We start from the raw sequence: 21,925 nt of genomic DNA, 5'->3' as shown, positions 1-21,925 counted from the left end.
CTCTTTTGACTATTTTTGCACAATTTTGGCTAGTTTCTGATAATTATCAGTTAGCCACTCAAGATAAGTGGTTTTATCAGGAATAGTCTCTCTTACTTCTAAAACTGGAACATTACTTTTTTTCGCCTGTTTGACAAAGTTATTAACTACTGGACTGGTGGCTTGCGTATTATTGACGAAAAACGCAATTTTATGTTCCTTTATCCCCGTCGTCATCTTTTGAATAGTTGCCGGACTTGGATCAGTTTCGTTTTCAATAGCTTTTTCAAAGTCTTGATTGGCCACTTTCAAACCCGATGCTTGCAGCGCATAATCAAAGACAGGCTCGCTAACATAAACTGGTTTGTGTTTAGTACCATCTATTTTATCCGCTAGCTTTTTGACTTTGGTAATTTTAGCTAAATATTTATCTGCATTAGCTTGATAATAGTCGCGGTGTTTAGGGTCTTTTTTACTCAGTTTTTTAACTAAATAATTAACATACTTGGTAGGCATAGTTAAACTATACCAAATATGTGGATTAGCGTTTTTAGCTAATCCCATTACATCTTCACCAACTAAGATTGGTTTTTTGTCGACCGACGAAGCCAGCTTATTCATCCAGCTATCGTAACCTAAGCCATTAGCAACAACCAAATCTGCATTAGATAATTTCTTGGCATCATTAGTCTTAGGCTCAAAATCATGTGGATCCATGCTTGCTTTATCAATGATTGGCTCTGCTTTTCCGTATTTACCAACAATATTTTGCGCAATATCGGCATAGATATTCGTTGTGGTGACAATCGAAATTTGGTCATGCTGGTGACTGGAATCGGTATTGCCTGTGCAGCCACTCAAAGTTAAGAGCATTGTCCCCAAAACAACAACTAAGGGCAATAATTTCAACTTGATCTTTTTTCTCATTAATCTAGATATCCTTTTCCAAGTAGTAATCCATCTAATAAAATTACTAACTAACAAATTAGCGTAATTTCATAACTTCAAAATCTACTTATAGTTAACAATATTATACACTAAAAACAACAAAATCTTAGAACCTACTTGTTTCAGCTAACTGATTTCAGTTAAATAAATCGTACTAGTTACTTTTATTAAACGTAATTAGTACGATTTAAATATAAATTATCGTAATACAATTGTCAATCATTTTTTGAAAGTAATTTATTTTACCAAAATAATCAAGCCAGATAAGCAATTAGTTAAACGTAATTTATCCGATTTGTAGCTAGTTACGCTAGCTTTTCCCAGTCAAGCTAAAATTATGTTAATTGAATATTAGTTTTTTTACCAGCAAAGGTGGTAAACTAATATTGCTTAACTATTAGGCCCAAACACTTTGAAGGATGAATTTGATGGACAAATTAGCAATCGCACTAAATATTTTAAAAAAGAATCACTATAAGTTAACCAAGCAACGACAAGAAATATTGACTTATTTATACAATCATGAAGACTACTATCTTTCCTTAACCCAGCTTGACAAGCACTTACGTCAGCATTTTCCCAAAATGAGTCATGACACGATTTACCGCAACGTCAAAGAAATGCAAGAAATTGGTATTTTAGAAACTAAAATGTTTGCCAGCGGTTTGCGAGTTAAATTTCAATGTGACTTTATTTCCGCTAATCATAGCCATTTTATCTGTGAGGAATGCGGGCGGACAATCGAACTGCCACTACCTGACTTTACTAAAGCCCAAATGCAGTTAACTGGTTTTAAAATTAACGATTATCAAGTTGAAGTTCATGGCATTTGCAATCAGTGTCAATTGGACAGTAAAAAAGTAGAGTAGCGCATTTGCTACTCTACTTTTTTAACTTCGCTAAAAGGCACCTCCACCGGAGCCGCCACCAAACCCGCCGCTGGAACCACCTGAAAAGCCGCCACTTGAGCCCGATGATGACGAAGAATAATGTGAAACACTCTTTTCAAAGCTACTTTGAAATGCTGCTTCAAAACTAAGACCAGTATAGTAAGAGGAGTAATATCCAAAGTACAAACTATCATTATTATCCAATCGATCTAGGTCAAACTCAATCTTTAATTGTTTAAGCACTCGTTTGGACAAGCTAAAGCTAACCGCATAGGGCATGATCTGTTCCCATAAGATTAGGTCACCAACATCCTTCATCTTAAATTGCCCAATATCCTGCAGCATCTTTTTAAAACCACGAACTTGATTAGTCACTTCTGCACCTTTTTTGGTATAAATAGCGATTCGCTCAATTGCTACTAGATAAACAATTATGTCAGCAATCAGTAATATTGGCAGGCAAATTAACGTAATCATTTTCTGCAATTGAAAATGGAAAAAGATTAGACCAAGCACCAAGCAAACCATGCTTAAAAGACTCAGACTGCCTACCGTTGTCTTAAGATTATCAAGCTTATTCTCATAACGCGTCGAAAGAAGTCCTTTACCTTTAACAAGATTGCGCTGCCTGGTTTGCCACCTACTAAAACTGCGACCCAAATCATCCTTTTTATATTTACGTAGACCATAGGTAGTAAAAGATTTTTTATCTCCCACCTTATTAAACAAAAACTTGAGCAACTTATCCTGCTTGAGTAGCTCTTCATCAACTAGGCTAATCCGATAATATGTTTTGCGTTTTCTCTGATAACTAGTTAACTCTAGACGTTTTTGCCTAACCAAATCGAGCAAATAAGCTGTAAATGCCTTACTATCTGGCTCCTTAGCTGTATCCAGAACTTGGGCAGCAACCGGATTTACAGTTGGTATTTCATAGTTATGCACCAAATCATTTATCTTCTGTGGAAAAGTTCCAAACCGCTGAGCTCTAAGACCACGATAAATTGCTAAACCACTTAAACCAATTCCGCCAATAACTAGTAGCCAGCCAACTATATACCACAGTCTTAGACGTTGACGAACTTTTTTAAGTTCCTGATTGGCTTGACGAGCTAAATTCCGTTCCTGCTTTAAGACAGCTTGCCGCTTATTCTTGTCAACCCGCTTGCGATTAGCCTTAGTTACGGCTGGTGGAAAGATCGTGTCAACTTCAATTCCGCGATCTTTATCCAAGTTTTTAGCTGTCATTGTGATCTTGCCTTGGTCAGGCTGCACCTTAGTATAACCATCAAGAGGACCATGAGCCCATGCCTGTAACTTGTTGATTTTCCCAGGAAACAGTACTTGTGCACGAACATTATCAAGATCTTCATCCCAGCCATCACCAACAATCATAAAATTCAGGCGAGCAATATCGCGATAATTGGTGATCGCATTCGTAATCGTATAATAGTAGGTTACTCGAAATTTACTATCAGCAGCAATCTGATGAAATAACTTAATCTTGTAAGTATTATTAGCAGAAGCTAAAGTGTAACTATGGTTGGCCGTTTCTTTAGCATCATCAGCTTTAATCTTAATTTTTAAGTTAGTTAATTCTTGCCCTTTAGCTAAGTTTTGTTGGTAATAAACACCATGCGCGTCATCATCAAAGTCATAAGTAACTTGCTGCTTAATCTTCAATGAGCCGTTTGTTTGCACCCTAGCAATAACATTCAAGTTAGTAATATCGTAATCAATATCGTCAGCTTTAACCGTTGTTGATAAAAAAAGTAGCCCTAAAATTAGAATTAGGAAATTCCCAGCTTTTAATAATTTTCGTTTCATTCATACTCCCCTAGTAATTGTTTAACAAAAACCTTCCTTCTAAGTTTACCATAAGCTATCTGATGATTCTTTTTAGCCAATAACACAAAAAAGCTTATCAACAACTAGTCGATAAGCTTTTTTACTTTTATCTAAAAATTATTTTTCCACCGGTTTTTTCCACAAGCCGAGAATTACCCCTGCAACAATTGCACCGATAATGGTCGCCACAAAGTAAAGCAAGATATGATTGGCCAGCGGCGATACCCATAGACCACCGTGTGGTGCAGGAACTCCAATGCGCCACATGCCAACTAATGCTCCACCAACAGCAGAGCCAGCGATACATGATGGAATAACATGCGCAGCATCAGCCGCAGCGAACGGAATTACTCCTTCGGTAATGAATGAGAAGCCCAAAATCCAGTTAGTAACACCTGCCCGACGCTCATCTTCAGTAAACTTATTCTTAAAGAAGGTCGTACCAATAGCGGTTGCTAGCGGTGGTACCATACCACCAACCATTACAGCTGCCATCATTACAGCTGCCACTTTAGAATTAGGATCATTAGCAAAAGCACCTGAAGCAAAGACATACGCAGCCTTGTTGAAAGGTCCACCCATATCAATTGACATCATTCCAGCTAGAATGGTGGTTAAGACTACCAGATTTCCTGTACCCATTTGATTCAAGAAGTTAGTAATCGCAAAGTTGATTGAACTAAAGATTGGGTTGATTACATAGTACATTACCAAAGCAATTAGCAACAAACTCAAAATTGGGTAAATCAACATTGGCTTCATACCTTCAAGTGATTTAGGCATTTTGGCACATAATTTCTTTAGTCCAACTACGATATAACCAGCAAGGAAACCAGAGGCTAACCCGCCCAAGAATCCAGCTGGTGACTTGGCATTACTTAAAACGTTAGCCACATACGATCCACCGTAAGCACCACTATAAACAGTGGCCATAAAACCACCGACAAAACCAGGCATTAAGGCCGGTAAATCGCCAATTGATTCAGCAATATAACCAGATAGAATTGGTACCATGAAGGCAAACGCCATGTTCCCCGCATTGTTCAAAAAGATAAAGGCTGGAGATTTTGGTCCACCTGCATAGTTTTCCACAATGAAGGAAATTGCCATCAAAATTCCGCCACCGATAACAAACGGCAACATATGGGAAACACCATTCATTAGGTTTTGATAAATAGAATTCCAAAAGCTCTGCTTACCACCTTCTGATTCAGCAGCAACTTTTTCATCAGAATGATAGATCCCAGCTTTATCTTGTAAAATATCTTCGACTAGCTCATCTGGTTTATTGATTCCATCAACTACTGGACGCTTAATCAGCGGCTTACCATCGAAACGTGGCATGTCGACTTTTTTATCAGACGCGATAACTACACCTTTAGCTTGCTTAATTTCAGCCGCAGTTAGCTTATCCTTAACACCTTCAGAGCCGTTAGTTTCAATTCGAACATTGGCACCCAGTTGCTTACCAGCCTTAATCAAAGCTTCCTGTGCCATATAAGTATGAGCAATCCCATTAATACAGCCGGTGACACCAACAATTAATGGCTTATCTAACGAATCATTAGCAGCTGCCTTTTCAGCCTCGACCTGTTCCGCATCTTTTTGCGCTTCTGCCTGTTCAAATAGATCGATTACTTCTGTAGGTGTTTGCGCCTTTTTCAGCATACTTACTAACTCTGGATCAACTAAAAGACCAGATAACTTAGCCAAAGCTTCTAAGTGCGTATTATCAGCACCAGCTGGCGCGCTAATCATGAAGAACAAGTAGACTGGCTGACCATCAAGTGCGTCAAAGTCAATCCCTTGCTTACTCTTAGCAAACAAGACTCGCGCCTTATTAATCGACTTGTTACGCGCGTGTGGCATTGCAATGCCATCACCAATTCCCGTAGTAGATTCGTGTTCACGTTCCCAAATCGACTTGATGAACTCGTCTTCATCATTAACAATTCCGGTTTTGACTTCTAAATCAGCCATCTCCTTAATTGCATCTTCCTTGTTAGTCGCTTTTAGCGACATAATCATGGATTCAGGAGCTAAAATATCTTTAATTTCCATTATTGTTCCCCTTATACTTTATGAAATTTGTTCTACTGTAATTTGTGGTAAAACTGCATCAATTTGACTTTTGATAGCAATATCTTTAGTAAAAGCAGTGGCTGCCCCGCAAGCCATTCCCATTTTGAAACATTCACTCAGATCACCAGCTTGGACATAAGTACCAACAAAACCAGCAATCATCGAGTCGCCAGCACCAACTGAGTTAACAGCCGTGCCAACCGCGGCATTAGCATGATAAGCATGTTTAGCCGTGACTAGATAACCACCACTACCAGCCATTGAAACCATCACGTTCTGTGCTCCTAAATCAAGAAGTTTACGTGCCGCATTGAGCATCTCCGCATCTGAATTAAAAGTCGTGTTAAACAGCTCAGCTAACTCATGATGATTAGGCTTAATAACCAGTGGTCGATAGCTAAGCGTGTCAAGTAACGCCTGACCTGTTGTATCAATTACAAATTCCGCCCCCGCTGCTTTAATCGTAGGCAATAATTGTTGATAAAAGTCTACTGGCAAACTTGGCGCTAGTGAGCCACTTAACACCACAATATCGCCTTTTTGCAATACATTTAACCGATCCTCAAAAGCAAGAATTTCCTGTTTAGTAATCGTCGGCCCAGCTGCATTGATTTCAGTTTCCTTACCAGCGTGCAGTTTAACATTGACCCTGGTAGCGTCTGATATGGTAACAAAGTCGCTGACAATCCGGCGCTGATTGACTTGGCGCACTAATTCTTTACCAGTAAAACCGCCAATAAAGCCCCAAGCAGTATTGTCAACTCCCAGCTGATTAAGGATTTGCGAAACATTAATTCCTTTACCCCCTGCCAGAAACGAACAATTATTGCTGCGATTGACTTCACCCCAATCTAGTTGTTCCATTTGAATGACATAATCCAAGGCTGGATTGACCGTAACTGTATAGATCATCCTTTGACCTCCTCTAAATTAATTTTTGTTGGTAATAATTGTTTATGCCGAGCATTTAACTCTGGCGTAATCACGATTAATTGGCTAACATCTGCAAATACTGCAAAATTACGTTCACCAATTTTAGAAATATCTGCCAAAACATAAGCCTGCTGTGCCTGTTTAATTTCAAGTTTCTTAATTGCTGCTTCTTCAGGATCAGGTGTAGTCAATTTACCATGTTCATCTAAGCCATTAGTCCCAACAAAGCTAGCAGCAAAGTTCATTGACTCCAGCTGCTCGATAGCTGCTTGTCCTACTGCCGCATGTGTATCTGACTTAACTCGTCCACCCAAAAGCAACGTATTAATCCCGTGATTAAGGGCCCCTAAGGCTGTTTCTAGGCCATTAGTTACCACCGTAATCCCTGGAATATCTGCCAAAAATGGCACCATTTCATAGACACTTGTTCCTGCATCCATAAAAATATAATCATTTTCATGGACATAATGTTCGGCAGCATATCTGGCAAGCAAGACCTTTTCCTCGTGATTCAAACTAAAGCGAATATGCTGCGACACATCATGAGCAAACTTTTTAACAGACTGGGCTCCACCATGAACTCGCTTAAGCAAGCCTTTTTCTTCCAGCTGATTCAAGTCACGACGAATCGTAGATTCCGATGTCGTAGTCAATTGGCAAAGATCACCGACTTGACACAGTCCGTGCTGATTAACATAATTTTCAATCAAATTTTGCCGCTCTTGTGTTAGCATCACTTTCACCTCATCCAATATTGTATTCGGTTCCAGCTTCAAAAGCAATCATTTTCGTGCAAAAATATGCATTTTCATGCAAAAACAAGCAACACCAACAAAATGTAGTATCGCGTATCAAAATCAGGTATATTATGGATAAAGTATTGAGAGGAATTGCTATGACTGAAATTTCAATTATTGTTGCCGCGTATAACGAAGAAAAGCTACTAGCTCGCTGTTTAACATCCCTAATTAAGCAGGACTTTAACCAAGATTACGAAATAATTGTGGTTGACGATGGTAGCCAAGACCAAACATTAGAGATTGCGCAAGCTTTTCAAGCAAAAAATAGAAACAAAATCAAAGTTATTCACCAGACTAATCAGGGACAAGGACTGGCTAGAAATACTGGGCTAAAACAAGCCAAAGGTAAATTTATTGGCTTTACTGACGCTGATGATTGGGTAGAACCAAATTATTTATCCAGCTTATACCGTAATATCAATAAATATCAAAGTGATATCGCAGTTTGCGATGTACACAAAGTTTGGGTGGAAGAGGGCTACGAGCAAGACGTGCGTAGTTTACCTAGTACTGAAGGCTTGATTGACATTGCCCAATATATTACCGAAGCCCAAAATAATTCGTATTCCTGGAACAAATTATATCGCCGTGAAATTTGGCAAAAATACCATTTTAAACAGATGATTTACGAAGATTTAGATCTTATCATTCCGATTATTAGTCATTGCCACAAGCTATCTTACATCCCTGAGCCGCTTTATAATTACTATAAACACGCAAACAGCACTACAACTTCATACCGTAATCCACGGTTGTTTGATATTTTTACAGCATATCGAGATTTAATCAGTAACTGTGCGCCAAAATACCGCGAAGCAGCTGAATATGATGCGCTAAAAAGAGTGCTGATTAACCTAACAACACCGGGATTTAGATATTACTTGGCTTACTTCATTGAATTACTGCAGCAGCTAAATTTAGGTGATAATGATTTAATTAAAAGTAGTAAATTTTATCCAGATTATCAATATTACAACCAATTTGAGCTATTACCTAGAAACTTTTATTGCGAAGAAAATAATAATTTAACTGACTGGCTCATCTACCAAAATAACGAACGCTTTAAAACTTTTGCTATTAACAATTCAACGCAATTACTTACAGAAGTTTTACACAAGGGTGGTGTTATCGTTTTTGAAGCGCTCAAGCCACAGTCTCCAATTGGCTATTTGCGTGCCACAGATAATTTTATAGTTATAGATAATAATATCTGCGTAATGCTGGGAATCAAGCCGTTTCATCCGCTAATTAATTATTTAATCCACCAGAATGGCGACTTTTTAGTTAATCTAAAACAAATTGCTAGCAATCCTCAAAACTATGCCCAGTTATTATTTGATGTCAAAATCAGCACTTTAGCAGAATTACAAAACTTTGTGTTATTAGCATAAAAATAGAGTCTGAAAAAATCCTTCGTGAATTATTTCAGGCTCTATTTAATTAATCCATTAAATAATGAACCGTAGCAAGACCCGCGGTTTTAGCCGCAATAAGTAGCGAACGCTCATCTAACATAAAATTAGGGCTATGGTGGGGATGCGTCTGACCATCATCAACGTCACAGCCAATATATAGAAAAGAACACGATTTTTGCAAAGCATAATAGGAAAAATCTTCTGACGGATCTTGTGCTCCAAGATCACTAACTTCAGTTATCTCCGGAACATTAGCAACTTCCGCTTTTAGACTCTTAACTATTTGCTTAGTGAAATCAGGATCGTTATACAAAACCGGTACATCTTTAACAATTTCGTATTCAGCTTTTACGCCGAACATCGCTTCAGTCCCTTTAATTAGTTGTTCAAGTTGCTGCTCGATAACTGTACGCGTACTCTCCTGCATAATGCGAATATCACCCTTAAGGGTAACTGATTCTTTGATGGCGTTGCTGGTACCAGCCCCATCAAAAGACCCAATTGTAACACTAGCATGGGCATTGGGTTCAACCCGGCGCGAAACGATCGTTTGCACCGCCATGACAAAATATGATCCTGCGACAATCGCATCGTTGGACAATTGTGGCATGGAACCATGTCCGCCCTTGCCAATAAACTTAACTGTAAAGTTTGAACGACCAGTTTGACTCTCACCTAGATGATAAGCAACCGTACCTAGCGGCATTGTCGACATTACGTGCAACCCAATTACGTGATCAACATTATCTAGAACGCCACCAGCAATCATCTTTTGTGCGCCACTAGGAGCTTTTTCCTCAGCCGGCTGATGAATAATGCGGATTGAACCACGTAGCTTATCCTTAAGCTCAATCAAGTTTTTGGCTAAAACCATTAAATACGCAGTATGAGCATCATGGCCACAAGCGTGCATTACCCCACGATTTTGTGACTTAAACGATAAATCATTATCTTCGTCAATAGCCAGACCATCAAAATCTGCCCGCAATCCTAACTTAGGACCAGGTTTACCACTATCAATGTCAACCGTGATGCCATATCCAGTACCACAATCTTTGACCGTACAAGCCATCCCTTGATAAAAGCGTTTGATATAATCATGTGTCTCCCGTTCCTCATTTGAGAGTTCCGGATGTTCATGTAAATGTCGCCTAATAGCAATCATTTTATCTTCGTCACGCTCAAGACGCTGCATTAGTTCTTGCTCAATTGTCATTTTTATTCTTCCTTATTATATTTACCATTGCATGCCTACGTTAGCTGCTAATGCTCGATCATAAATTGACTTAGCAGTAAGCAAATCTTGAGCAGCAATCCCCACAGTTTCAAAAAAGATAATTTCCTGATCATTTTCACGAGCTGGCAAGTCGCCCGAGATAACTTGTCCCAGGTCTCCAACAAACTTGTCTTGATTGATCGTCTTCTGCTTGAGTGGAATAATTAAATCACCAGATTCTGCCAAAACCGCTTCTTGCGAATCGAAGTAGATTTTATCTGTACGTTGCAATAATTCAACTGGTGTCTCTTGCATTTGTGGTTGATATGCGCCCACACCGCTCACGGTCGCACCAGCTTTAACTAACTTACCATCGTAAACTGGCTGCGTTGAAGACGTGACCGAGATAATTAAGTCCGCATCTCTAACTGCTTCATCAGCAGTAGGTACTGCAACTATCTTAGCGCCATAATCTGCAAGTTGCTCTGACATTGCTTGCGCAAATTCTTGTGCCCGTGGATAGTCACGGTCGCTAACCTCAACTAATTCTAACTTGCGCGCATTCAGCATCGCTTCTAATTGCGTAGCTGCTTGACCACCTGTGCCAATTACAGCTCCTTTAGTACAATTTTGCCTAGCCAGATTTTGAAATGCCACTCCTGATGCAGCACCCGTGCGTAATTGAGTAACATAATTACCATCCATCATGCCGTTAATCACGCCTGTATTAGTATCAATTGTCAATACTTGAGCATTAATGGTCGGCAAATTTTGCTTAGGATTATCTGGAAACATGTCCAAGACTTTGACACAAGCAGCGTCTGCGCTCTCGCAAAAGGCTGGCATACATAAATATGAACCCGTTTGCTGCCGATTAACAATTTGGGTACGTAATGGTACCTCAACTTCCCCTTTTGAAAACAATCTAAATGCTTCAGTAACTGCTGCCATCGCATCTTTTAAGGTATAACATTTTTGAATATCGGCTTTTTTTAGTAGTAGCAAGGTTAATTCCTTTCATTAACTCATTTATCTTTAGCTTTATTATAGCTCATTTTAGAACTTACAGTTCTATTGGATCACGGAAGAACCAACATCTAAACTACTCCACTAGAAACAGCTACTTAGTCACATCAACCCATTCAGCAGGTTGAGCGTATTTTTCTAACTCTGCTAAAGTCAGTTCGATCCCAGAATTAGCTGAGCCGGCTGCTGGATAGACAACCTCGTGCTGCTTAAGACTTTGATCAAGATAAACTTTAACATTGGGCTTTAACGCGAACGGACAAACCCCTCCAATTGGATGACCAACTACAGATTCCAATTCATTAGGTTTCACCATTTTAGCCTTTTGTCCAAACGCTGCCTTAAATTTAGCATTGGCAATTCTGGCTCCTCCCTCCGTGACAATTACAATAGGCCCCTCTTTTAAATTGAAAGCCATAGTCTTAGCAACTTGATTTGGCTCTATATCCAGAACTTTTGCTGCTTGTTCGACTGTAGCCGTTTCATGATCAAAAACGTGAATTCGTTCTTCTAATTGATACTGACTGAAATACTCTCTGACTTTCTCAAGTGACATTTTATCTCTCCTATCATTCACTATATTATTAAAATATTATGAAACAGATTTTAAAATTAGTAAACAATTTTCTTTAGCAAAAAACTGCCCTGCCATTTCTGACAGGACAGTTTATTAAGATGGTTAGTCAATCACTTTTTATTTAAGAAGCTGCCTAAATTCTCACTGTTAGAAAACAGTCAATATTTGTCCTGTTAATCGGAATCGTTAGACTGTGAATTATCTGTTTGTGCATTTTTCAATAACTGCTTAAATTCAGCAATATTTTCTTGTTGTTCTTTTGCAGACATCTTGGTCGACTTACTTTGTAACCGTGCAGGTAAATTTGGCTCTATGCCAAAAATACCAATTTGATATGTCCAACTTTTCAATTCCGTCATATCATTGGAAAAATAATAATCGGCCAATTTTTGGTTCCAAATAGTCCACTGATCTAAAGGAATATTAATTAATCCAGCACCGTTTTCTATCATAATTTTGTTTGCTGCAATGGTAGCTGTTCGCTTATTACCATCATAAAACATTTGTTGACGCATATTGTGATACATTACGGTCATTGCTTTGTCGGTTGTAGAACGATGACTATTTAAAACAGAATTTAAATAATTTTTTTCTTTATCTTTGTCAATTGCTGGGGGTGAAAACTCACCACGATAAGTTTCTACACGACCTGAACTATTACGTAAATAACCAGGAAAAGCTGCAGTATCACGAGCAACAATTTTATTGATTTGTTTTTCAAAGTCCAAATTAATTGGCTGGTCATAATTAATAGCGAATTGCCAACCTCTTTTTAGCTGAACAATAATATTAATATCATCAATTGAAACACCGTCAACTCCCATGCCATCAATGATAGTTTGTGTTTGAGGCATAGTAGTAGTTAATCCTTCAAAACGCGAGCTAGTAAAAACTAATTTAGTTAAATTAGTTTTAGCAAAACGGCGATTTTCTTCGGCTGTAAGATGAAATTTATCTTCATACTTCATTTTGATCATCTCCTAGCTTGGTTTGTTTAGTCCTTTTATTTTCCTATGGCTACCTTAAAAAGACTGCTTTAATACTTATAATATATCATACATCAAATAATACATATTGCTTTTTGTACACAATTTTCTTTAACAAAAAACTGCCCTGCCATTTCTGACAGGACAGCTGATTAGTATGGTTAGTCAACCAACTTAATTTTTATCTTCTTGATATCTAGTATTAAATAATGGACTAATTGGCTTATGCTCTTGAATGCACTTAATTGCATCCCCCATCAGCGGTCCTACTGAAACTAGCAAGGTCTTATCAAGCTGCTTTTCTGCAGGTTGTTGAATTGAGTCAGTCAAAACTAAGTTTTTAATCGGAGAATCATTTAGCCGCTTAACCGCTGGCCCAGAAAGCACGGCATGTGTACTGCTGGCATAAACTTCAGTTGCTCCTGCATCAATTAAGGCTTGTGCAGCTAATGTAATCGTGCCAGCAGTATCAATCATATCGTCAATGATAATTGCACGTTTACCTTTAACATCACCAATAATATTCATTACTTCTGCCACATTAGCACGCGGACGCCGCTTATCCACAATCGCAATTGGTGTTCCTAAAAATTCAGCTAACTTCCGCGCCCGAGTAACACCACCGTGATCTGGTGAGACAACTACGGCATCTTTTTCTAAGTGATTACTCAAGAAGTAATCTGCTAATAGTGGTGCTCCCATTAGATTATCGACTGGGATATCGAAAAATCCTTGGATTTGCGGTGCGTGTAAGTCTAATGATAAAACCCTGGTTGCACCAGCAGTTTGCAACATATCTGCTACCAGCTTGGCAGTAATTGGCTCACGTGAGCGCGTCTTACGATCTTGACGAGCATAGCCATAATATGGCATCACAATATTAATCGTCTGCGCACTAGCACGCCGAACCGCATCAATCATAATTAGTAGTTCCATTAAATTATCATTGACTGGTGCACTAGTTGATTGAATCAAATATACGTCCTTGCCACGCACAGATTCATCAATATTAATTTGAATTTCACCATCGCTAAAGCGTTGCACACTTGACTTACTTAGCGGCACACCAACGCGATCAGCAATCTTTTGAGCAAGCGGACCGTTTGAATTAAGGGCAAACAACATTATATTGTCTTTATAAGACATAATTTCCTCCGTAAAAACATGTTAACAACTTATTATTCTACCAAAAGTTGACTAAAAAAGGACGCTTTTCTCTTTATTATTCAACTTTAACACGCGACATTCAAGTCTTTGGAGCTATTTTAACTAGAAAAAGTTAAAAATCTATAATATTCTTCATTAAAACAAAAATTCCCCAATCTGTGCTCTTACTTAACAAAGAAAATAGTAGATTGGAGAATATTTGATTTTTATTAATAATTAGCTACTTATCCGTAACTTCATTATTAAATACATCAGTTAACGTCTGACGGAAAAGATCTGTCCATACTTGATATCCAGCGTGTCTGGGATGGATAAAGTCATTAGCTGACACATACTTAGTCTTATCGGAGCTGAATAAATCATGAACTTCTTGATTGTGATAAATATCAAGCAAGGTGAAATGCCATTTCTTTTGTAATTGGTATGTTAAATCCACCATTTGTTGATATTTAGCATTGTTTTCATAATAACCTGTATACAGGATAATCGGGCAATGCCAAGTATCCTCAGCATACTTAATGATATATTCCATCGCACCAGCAACGGTATTAATATCAAAGTCCTGCAATTCTTTAGAATCACTCACCGATCCAAGTTTGTAACCAGAATTAGCATCATTAGTCGAAACTTGCAAAACAAAGGCGTCAAGTGGTTCATATGCTAAAGCATTTTTACCCTTGCTAGCGCCAGCAGCAGTATTACCATCTTTCATCTTTAGTAAACGATGAACATAAGTGTTACTACCTTGACCTGCCAGCGTTGTTCCTGTGACTGCTTCTTTAAAGGCTACTAAGCCGTCTTGTTCACGTAAGTTATCCACAAATGAATGGTTGTGATCTTGCCAACCAACGGTTACTGACGAACCTAAGAAACCGACACGTTTACCGTTAAGAATTGAAGCAAACTTATGGCCAGTATCTTGATAAATTACATAGAGGTCCTGGGGCTTGTTACTGTTATATTGATATCTTAACTTCTTAGGATCGACCTTTTCACCAGCAGCATTTTTAACGTCACCAGTTACTTGATATTCTTCATTATAAGTATCAACTACAGTTTGTGGCATTTCGATATCAAAACCAGCATTAACCACGCCAGCTAATGACACTGGCTTTTGTAAGTCAGTCTGGTTGCCGTCAACATAATGAACGTTAACTTTACCTTTTGGTTCCTCAACCTTGGTCGTAACTTGACCATTGTCCATGGTTTTACCATCAATAATCGTCTTGGTTTTAGCTTTAACTGCCAAATATTTTTGACCATCCGCTGCTTTAACAAAATTTTGCTTAAGAGTAGTTAACAATTCCGGATTATCCCAGTCAATCTGTGCATTAATCTTGAGCTGTAAATTATTATCATTAATCGCTGTTTTGCCATCACCAAAAGTTATCGTGTAAGTCTGAGTTCCATTAGCATTGTTCTTAGGATCACTCACCTTAGCAGTCTTAAGAATTTTAGCTGCATCTTTTTGGTAATTATAATTATTAAGTTCTAAGTTTTCTGGACCAGTTAACTTCGCATATTTAGGTAAAGTTAATTGTACTTGATATTGCTTAACAGTTTGCGCAGTTGGCTGATTAGGAAATGCTTGATACAAACGAACTTGGGCAGTACCAGGAATTTGATCATCCACCTGATCATCACTTGTTTCAGTAATCTTGCCTTGCTTATTAATTGTTCCAACTAGATCGCCATATGGCACTTCTTGGGCAATATATGGTTCACTAACATTACGGCTAAACATTGCATTAGGATAAGTTGAACCAGTCTTTACATTAGTAAAATTCAGTTCACCATTGTGGAAAACATAAAGAAAAGTTGTCTCGGCGTTATAAGTTCCTGAACCAGTTTGTCTGCTAGCACCACGCACATCGAAATATTGACCATTACTATCGAGATTCCCACGCAAAATCCCTTGTTTATTACCAGTAGGAGCAGGACCATAAATACGATCACCATTCTTAAGCATTTGCTGCTTATCGAAAGCATACATAAATTGAGTATTTACACTTGGAAATTCTACCGTACCAGTCGCTTTAACCGGACTTTGATCATCTGAATAGACAAACTTCACGTTGATATCCCAGCGTGAAGACACATCCGTCTGGTAATAGCCATGTGGTGCAGCACTGTTAGTCCACAAACTGAACCAATTACGCCGATTATATGATGTACCAAGATTTAGGTATACACTAGCTCGGCTGTTAGACTTAGCCCAATCGTGACTAGTATTATCGCCTTTCAACTTAAAAGTATAGATTGCATCAACCCAACGCTTATTATGGTGTAAATAATGTGGCACTGTCACAGAAGCTGATTGACTATTATCAATTAATTGAAACGATTTACTAGATCCTTGTGAAAAACTATGCCCGCTTGCAGGTTCTAGATTAACCAAATTACAATAGCGCTCTGGCTGCCAATAATTATCTGGTACAATCATTCCCAAAGAATTATTTTTCCTAGCTAGCGGTTGCTCGTTATTAATCGGACTGACCAATTGTTTAAATTTAGTATCTGTTAAATCTGCCCATTGGTCCACTTCTTTATTCCCAGTTTGATAGCTTTCTGCATCAAACGTCTTAACATCAGCACTAACAACTGACACACTGCTAAATAACAATGCGAACCCAGTAGCAGCAGCTAATAAAAAAGCTCGCTTCGTACTTTTCATAAAATTCCTTCTTATAATTACATTAATAAAACATTTTCACTGTGGATAATTTTAGCAGCTTTTCAATGAGTTTACTACACTATAAATAAAAAGTGATTAATAATTTATTTTTTCAACATAATAAGCATAAAATAAAAAACAATTTTCACTAGCTAGCGAAAATTGTTTTTTTATTATGAAAATTTATACTTAGAACTATCTAATCAGCTTGTAAAACTTGACTAACATTACCATGATTAGCTTCTAATAAGCTAGCTGCTTCTGCTTGAGCCTTACCTGTTTTAAGCATCACAATAGCTAAAGCAACATTATTATCAGTTTTCTCTAGTGTGGTCAATGCCTCCTGTTTAGTAGCACCAGTTGCCACATTAATAATGCGACATGCACGATCAACTAATTTTGCATTAGTCGGCTGCACATCAATCATGACGTTCTCGTACACCTTACCTTGCCGAATCATGATTCCAGTAGAAATCATATTCAAGATCATTTTCTGAGCACTACCGGCTTTCATTCTTGTTGATCCAGTTACAACTTCGGGACCAACAACAGCTTCAATCGCAATATCTGCATGTTCACCAATAACTGAATCAGGTACACAAGCAATTGAAGTGGTTAATGCACCAACTTCTTTAGCATAATCAAGGCAGCCGACTACATATGGTGTTCGACCACTCGCTGCTAGACCAATGACTGTATCGTTAGCCGTTAAGTTCAAATTCCGCAAATCCTGCTGACCTAATTCAGCAGAATCCTCTGCACCTTCAACAGCATGATACATTGCTTTCTGTCCACCAGCAATCAAACCAATGGCACGCTCAGATTTAATTCCATAAGTTGGCACTAATTCTGCTGCATCTAGCACCCCTAGACGACCACTAGTTCCAGCACCTACGTATATAAGGCGTCCGCCTGCCGCATAAAGTTTAGCAGCTGCATCAATCACTTGGGCAATTGGTTCAGCTTGTGTTGCTACCGCCTCAGCGACTTTTTGATCTTCACGGTTAATCGTTTTAACCATTTCAAGCGTTGACATTGTGTCAATGTGGGTGGTAGCTGGATTACGTGTTTCAGTTACTAAATTTTTGATTTCCATAAATTCCCTACTTAGTTGTTACTGTCATAATATTTTGGTCGGATTTAACTGCTGCTGGTGTTATTGGTGACATCTGCTTAACCTGATCCATATTAGTTACCATGGTCATAATTACTGTGTCTTTACCAGCTGCTTTAACAGCCTGCAGATCCATTTGCGCTAATTCTTGGCCACGTTCAACTGTTTGTCCAGCCTTAACTTTAATATCAAATGGTGCACCCTTCAAATCTACTGTATCAATTCCAAAATGCAACAACATTTCCAAATTACCTTGTTCCGACTTCATAGTAATCGCATGCTTAGTTTCCATAACCGCTACAATTGTACCGGCAACTGGAGCAACAATTGTACCTGAATCGGGTACTACTGCAAAGCCATCACCAACCATTTTTTGTGCAAAAACGTCATCATTAACTGAACTTAAATCTTCTAATTGACCACTAACTGGACTAACTAGATTAACTGCTACGCTCTTAGTTGTAGCAGTAGAAGGTTCAGGCACAGCTGTTGGTGCTACTACAGATTCAGGCTTGGCATCTTCAACCAGTGAACCATCTTCATTCTTAGCAACCATAGCTGACTTAGGAACACCCCAAAGATAAGTTACGATAAAACCACCAATATAAGCAGCTAATAGTCCAATACAATATTGTAACCATTTATGATCAGCGATTAATGGGATTAAGGCTAAACCAGAAGTACCAATCGCAATCGACCCTACGTTACCGAATGCACCAATTACGGCACCACCGATACCACCACCGATACAAGCAGTAATAAACGGCCGACCTAGTGGCAATGAAACACCGTAAATTAATGGCTCACCGACACCTAAGATACCAACGGGTAAAGCACCTTTGATTAACTTGGTCAATTCCTTATTTTTGCGACACTTAATCCAAAGAGCTATAGCTGTACCGACTTGACCAGCACCAGCCATTGCTAACATTGGTAACAAAGGTGTATAACCCATTTTTTGAATCATTTGTAAGTGAATTGGCGTCAAGATTTGATGTAAACCAAACATTACCATTGGTAAGAAAGCTACACCTAAAACAAAACCTGAAACTGGACCACCAACTTGCAGAACCCAATTAATACCACCAACTAGTGAATTAGATACCCAACCGGCAATTGGCATCACAATGAAAATAGTGAACAATCCCATAATTAACAAAGTCAAAAACGGTGTAAAGATAATATCTATCGAATCAGCGATATGTTTATGGAAAAACTTCTCCACATAAGACAACAGCCAAACTGAGAGTAATACCCCAATAATTCCTCCTTGACCAGCTGCTAGCGGCTGACCATTGAAAATGTTGGGAATAGTGATTGGTGCTACTACACCTGGTAAGAAGACAATTCCACCAATAATCCCACCAAGTCCGGGAGTTGCACCAAATTCTTTGGCAGCATTGATCCCAACAAAGATATTAAGATAGCTAAATAATCCACTAGCAATTACACTAAGAACAGTTATGCCTAATGTCCAACTTGCTGGCAACATTTTAGCAGTTAGCATGTTTTTCAAGATACCTGCCACACCAGAAATAAGTCCGGCACCAACAAAAGCTGGAATTAACGGTACAAAAACAGCCGAAATGTGTTGTAAAGCCGTCCGCCACCAAGTCTTCTTCAGACTTGCCTTGTGCGCAGCATGAACCTCATCAGCTTTTTGCGTAACTGCATTTTTATCAGCAGCATATGAGTTAGCCTGTTCTGGGAAAGGATCATTTTCCTTTACGCCAGCCTTTGCTACCATACTGGCCGCAACCTTAGTATTAACCCCTGGCCCAAGCACAATCTCTAGAGTATCGCCTTCGACCACTCCAAGTACACCGTCAATCTGCTTGAGTCCAGCAAGATTAACTTGATCATTATCGCGAATCGCAATTCGAATTCGGGTCATACAATGATACAAGGACTTAACATTGGCAACGCCGCCAATTTGAGCGTAAATTTCTTCGCCCATCGTACTATATTTATCAGCACTCATTCTCGTAACCTCCTACATTAAAATCAAAAACATTATAATACCAATTATACAGCTTTGCAAATCTAGCTTGTTATAGCAATAGCAGACTAAATATACCAATAATAGATTATTTTTTAAATTTAAAACTCTTCCGATAGTCTTGGACTACCTGCCGTGAAGCAGTAATAGCCTTGAGACTTTTCTTATAATTACGGCTAAAATAAAGATAAAAAATAACATCAATTAAATAAAACTGACCCGTCAAAGAATTCGTTGCTCCCACACGCACATCTGGCTCAATTGGCTTAGAGGTAGTCAATGCTAAATCCGCTAGCTTAAACAGGCTATTGGAACCAAACATTGTCAACGTAATTGTAAAGATATGTTGCTCTTGAGCATAACTAGCTAGGTATAAGCATTCCGGTGTTTCTCCAGAATTAGAAATGAGCCACAAAGTATCGGTTGCCTTGGCACTGCTAAGCTGTGCTAGCAAAACATTGATGTCCTCTTCCCAAACAACGTTGTAACCAATTCTGGTCCACTTCTGATAAATATTCTTAGCAGAAAGAGCTGACGCGCCAACACCAAAAACATAAATTGTCTTGGTCTTTAGTAAACGATCAACCACCGCATTACATATATCTTCTTGAAGTAAGTTTTTAGTTTGATTAATATTTTCAATTTCATTACTAATCAACTTATTACAAATCGAAGTAAAGGACTCATCAGCAGTGACATCAAGTTTTTCATCAGCATCAGCATCAGTCTGATTAGCTAGGTCAACCGAAATCATCACTTTCATTGCAGTATAAGAATCTATTTGCAGACTCTTAACTAGTCTTGAAACTGTTGCCGCACTTGTCTTAGAAGCCTGCGCCAATTCACTAATACTCATCTTAACTGCTGTTTCAGGGTGCCCTAAAATATAATCGGCAATCTTCTCTTCAGAAGTTGTCAGATTTCTCCGAGTTGCTTCAACTCGATTCTCAAAATTCATCTTTTCACCTACTAGTTATAATTTGAATTCGTTTTCATTATATCCCTTTTGAAAAAGTATTTCAACATCAATGATAAAAAAAAACTTCTTTTTTCAAAAGCTCGTTAAATACGCACTTTAAAACACAATCGCTACTTTATTTAGTTTTTAGCAACCTTAAAGGTTAACCTACGGCCCGCATCAATCTGCGCCAAAATTGGCAAATCTGCAGTTACCACTCTACCAAGTACATTAACACGCTCATCAGCTGGTAAATCCTTCTTAGTAATTTGTAACTCACCTTGATAGCGTAAATAGCGACTATTATCACAAGTAATCGTTCCTATTGGACGAGGCAGCGATTCCGATTGCGGCGTGACATCAAAGGACTGCCGCTTTCTACCTTCAACCAAGCGTACCACATCACGCGCTACATCTGGACGATTATGCCAAACTTGACTACTTAGTTCAGGCAACTCTTTTGCTAGATGCAAAGTTAAGGTATCATTCTTCAGATAATCAGTAAAACTGGCAATTGCTTCTGACGACAAGGCTGCATCCCCAACAAAAACGTGGTCACAATTTAATTGTTGCAATTCAAGCATTGCCGCTAGCGGATTTTCACCACGTTGCTTTTCAAGCGTTGGTAGTCCAGCATAGATTGGACCACGTTTAGTGCTATCTCCACCGATAAAGCCCATAGTTTGCAAGTTTTGCTTATGCAGCCAAGCGTTTTTTTGCTTAAACCAATTAGCATCAAGACCACTTTCAGGGCGTGGATAATAATTGTGCCAAGCTTGCAAATGATCAAAATCTGCTCCATGTTCACGCAACGCAGTAATCTCGCTAGATGTGATAGTGCTGGCATTAAGGGCGATAGGCATTGATCTAGACAGCTTAGCAATTAGGCTGGCATCAACTCCATCATCGATTCGTAATCCAGTCAAATTCAATTGCTGAATTTGCTCAAAGTTTTCAAGGCTAAGCCCCATTCGTGCCAAACCCTCCTGTGACACATCGGCAACGATATCGATATCCAAATTTTTGCACCATTTAGTCAATTCACCCAAACGAGTCAAAACGACGCCTGCATCATCTTCTGGTATTTGCAGCGATGTAAAAACAGTCGCAAAGCCAGCATTATGCATCGCCAATAAGTAATTATAATCTTGAGCCGTTAAATCACGTCCCAGATACATTGAAAAACCTAGCATTTTATCCCCTTTACCTTGTAAATAATAGCGGTTTATAATTAGTTAATGTTACCACATTTTATACAATTAAAAAAAGCGACCCTAGAATTTCTCCAAGTCGCTTAATTTTATTAGCTAATA

At 38.6% G+C, this 21,925-nt stretch carries 17 protein-coding genes; 2 read left to right on the top strand and 15 right to left on the bottom strand.

All coding sequences use genetic code 11. The features are described 5' to 3' along the window. Window positions 1–9 precede the first annotated feature (9 nt). On the bottom strand, window positions 10–906 hold the full coding sequence (locus OZX56_RS01650; RefSeq protein WP_277139948.1) for a zinc ABC transporter substrate-binding protein: 897 nt from the start codon (window positions 904–906) through the stop codon (window positions 10–12). A 449-nt stretch (window positions 907–1,355) separates the two neighbouring features. Between OZX56_RS01650 and OZX56_RS01645 the strand changes: the two genes are divergently transcribed. Next, a complete protein-coding gene (locus OZX56_RS01645; protein ID WP_277124758.1) occupies window positions 1,356–1,796 on the top strand; it encodes a Fur family transcriptional regulator in 441 nt (146 codons plus the stop codon). Window positions 1,797–1,826: 30 nt separating this feature from the next. Here the strand turns inward: OZX56_RS01645 and OZX56_RS01640 are convergent, their stop codons facing one another. From OZX56_RS01640 to OZX56_RS01625, 4 genes are all read right to left on the bottom strand, one after another. After that, complete coding sequence (locus OZX56_RS01640; protein ID WP_277139947.1) at window positions 1,827–3,644, bottom strand: DUF2207 domain-containing protein; 1,818 nt, start codon at window positions 3,642–3,644, stop codon at window positions 1,827–1,829. A 138-nt stretch (window positions 3,645–3,782) separates the two neighbouring features. Then, complete coding sequence (locus OZX56_RS01635; RefSeq protein ID WP_277139946.1) at window positions 3,783–5,726, bottom strand: fructose-specific PTS transporter subunit EIIC; 1,944 nt, start codon at window positions 5,724–5,726, stop codon at window positions 3,783–3,785. Window positions 5,727–5,744: 18 nt separating this feature from the next. Next, on the bottom strand, window positions 5,745–6,659 hold the full coding sequence (pfkB, locus tag OZX56_RS01630; protein ID WP_277139945.1) for a 1-phosphofructokinase: 915 nt from the start codon (window positions 6,657–6,659) through the stop codon (window positions 5,745–5,747). Further along, window positions 6,656–7,414, bottom strand: coding sequence for a DeoR/GlpR family DNA-binding transcription regulator (locus tag OZX56_RS01625; RefSeq protein WP_277139944.1), 759 nt, complete (start codon window positions 7,412–7,414; stop codon window positions 6,656–6,658). The genes pfkB and OZX56_RS01625 overlap by 4 nt, the downstream gene beginning before the upstream one ends. Before the next feature lie 161 nt (window positions 7,415–7,575). Here OZX56_RS01625 and OZX56_RS01620 point away from each other — a divergent pair, with 161 nt between their 5' ends. Then, window positions 7,576–8,871, top strand: a complete 1,296-nt coding sequence (locus tag OZX56_RS01620) for a glycosyltransferase family 2 protein (protein ID WP_277139943.1) — start codon at window positions 7,576–7,578, stop codon at window positions 8,869–8,871. Between the two features lie 49 nt (window positions 8,872–8,920). On the opposite strand, the gene OZX56_RS01615 is transcribed toward OZX56_RS01620, so the two are convergent. The 10 genes from OZX56_RS01615 to OZX56_RS01570 all read right to left on the bottom strand — a co-directional run bounded on the left by OZX56_RS01615 (window position 8,921) and on the right by OZX56_RS01570 (window position 21,805). Further along, entirely contained in the window at window positions 8,921–10,111 is a 1,191-nt protein-coding gene (locus tag OZX56_RS01615) for an amidohydrolase (RefSeq protein ID WP_277139942.1), read from the bottom strand. Between the two features lie 21 nt (window positions 10,112–10,132). Then, window positions 10,133–11,116, bottom strand: coding sequence for an ornithine cyclodeaminase family protein (locus OZX56_RS01610; RefSeq protein ID WP_277139941.1), 984 nt, complete (start codon window positions 11,114–11,116; stop codon window positions 10,133–10,135). A 115-nt stretch (window positions 11,117–11,231) separates the two neighbouring features. Then, entirely contained in the window at window positions 11,232–11,693 is a 462-nt protein-coding gene (locus tag OZX56_RS01605; RefSeq protein WP_277139940.1) for a YbaK/EbsC family protein, read from the bottom strand. A gap of 194 nt (window positions 11,694–11,887) precedes the next feature. Further along, a complete protein-coding gene (locus OZX56_RS01600) occupies window positions 11,888–12,682 on the bottom strand; it encodes a Fic family protein (protein WP_277139939.1) in 795 nt (264 codons plus the stop codon). A 192-nt stretch (window positions 12,683–12,874) separates the two neighbouring features. Beyond that, a complete protein-coding gene (locus OZX56_RS01595; protein ID WP_277124774.1) occupies window positions 12,875–13,846 on the bottom strand; it encodes a ribose-phosphate diphosphokinase in 972 nt (323 codons plus the stop codon). Between the two features lie 241 nt (window positions 13,847–14,087). Then, entirely contained in the window at window positions 14,088–16,541 is a 2,454-nt protein-coding gene (locus OZX56_RS01590; protein ID WP_277139938.1) for an SGNH/GDSL hydrolase family protein, read from the bottom strand. 199 nt (window positions 16,542–16,740) lie between these two features. Beyond that, window positions 16,741–17,637 (bottom strand): N-acetylmuramic acid 6-phosphate etherase, encoded by an 897-nt coding sequence (gene murQ, locus OZX56_RS01585; protein ID WP_277124778.1) that lies wholly within the window; start codon window positions 17,635–17,637, stop codon window positions 16,741–16,743. Between the two features lie 7 nt (window positions 17,638–17,644). Continuing rightward, window positions 17,645–19,636, bottom strand: coding sequence for a glucose PTS transporter subunit IIA (locus OZX56_RS01580; protein ID WP_277139937.1), 1,992 nt, complete (start codon window positions 19,634–19,636; stop codon window positions 17,645–17,647). 106 nt (window positions 19,637–19,742) lie between these two features. After that, a complete protein-coding gene (locus OZX56_RS01575) occupies window positions 19,743–20,612 on the bottom strand; it encodes a MurR/RpiR family transcriptional regulator (RefSeq protein WP_277124782.1) in 870 nt (289 codons plus the stop codon). A gap of 140 nt (window positions 20,613–20,752) precedes the next feature. Further along, on the bottom strand, window positions 20,753–21,805 hold the full coding sequence (locus OZX56_RS01570) for a MupG family TIM beta-alpha barrel fold protein (protein ID WP_277124784.1): 1,053 nt from the start codon (window positions 21,803–21,805) through the stop codon (window positions 20,753–20,755). Window positions 21,806–21,925 lie beyond the last annotated feature (120 nt).

The sequence above is a fragment of the Lactobacillus sp. ESL0684 genome (assembly GCF_029392675.1).
Classification (GTDB): domain Bacteria; phylum Bacillota; class Bacilli; order Lactobacillales; family Lactobacillaceae; genus Lactobacillus.
Note: the sequence above shows the minus strand (reverse complement) of the source record. Positions and strands in the feature narration are given on the sequence as shown.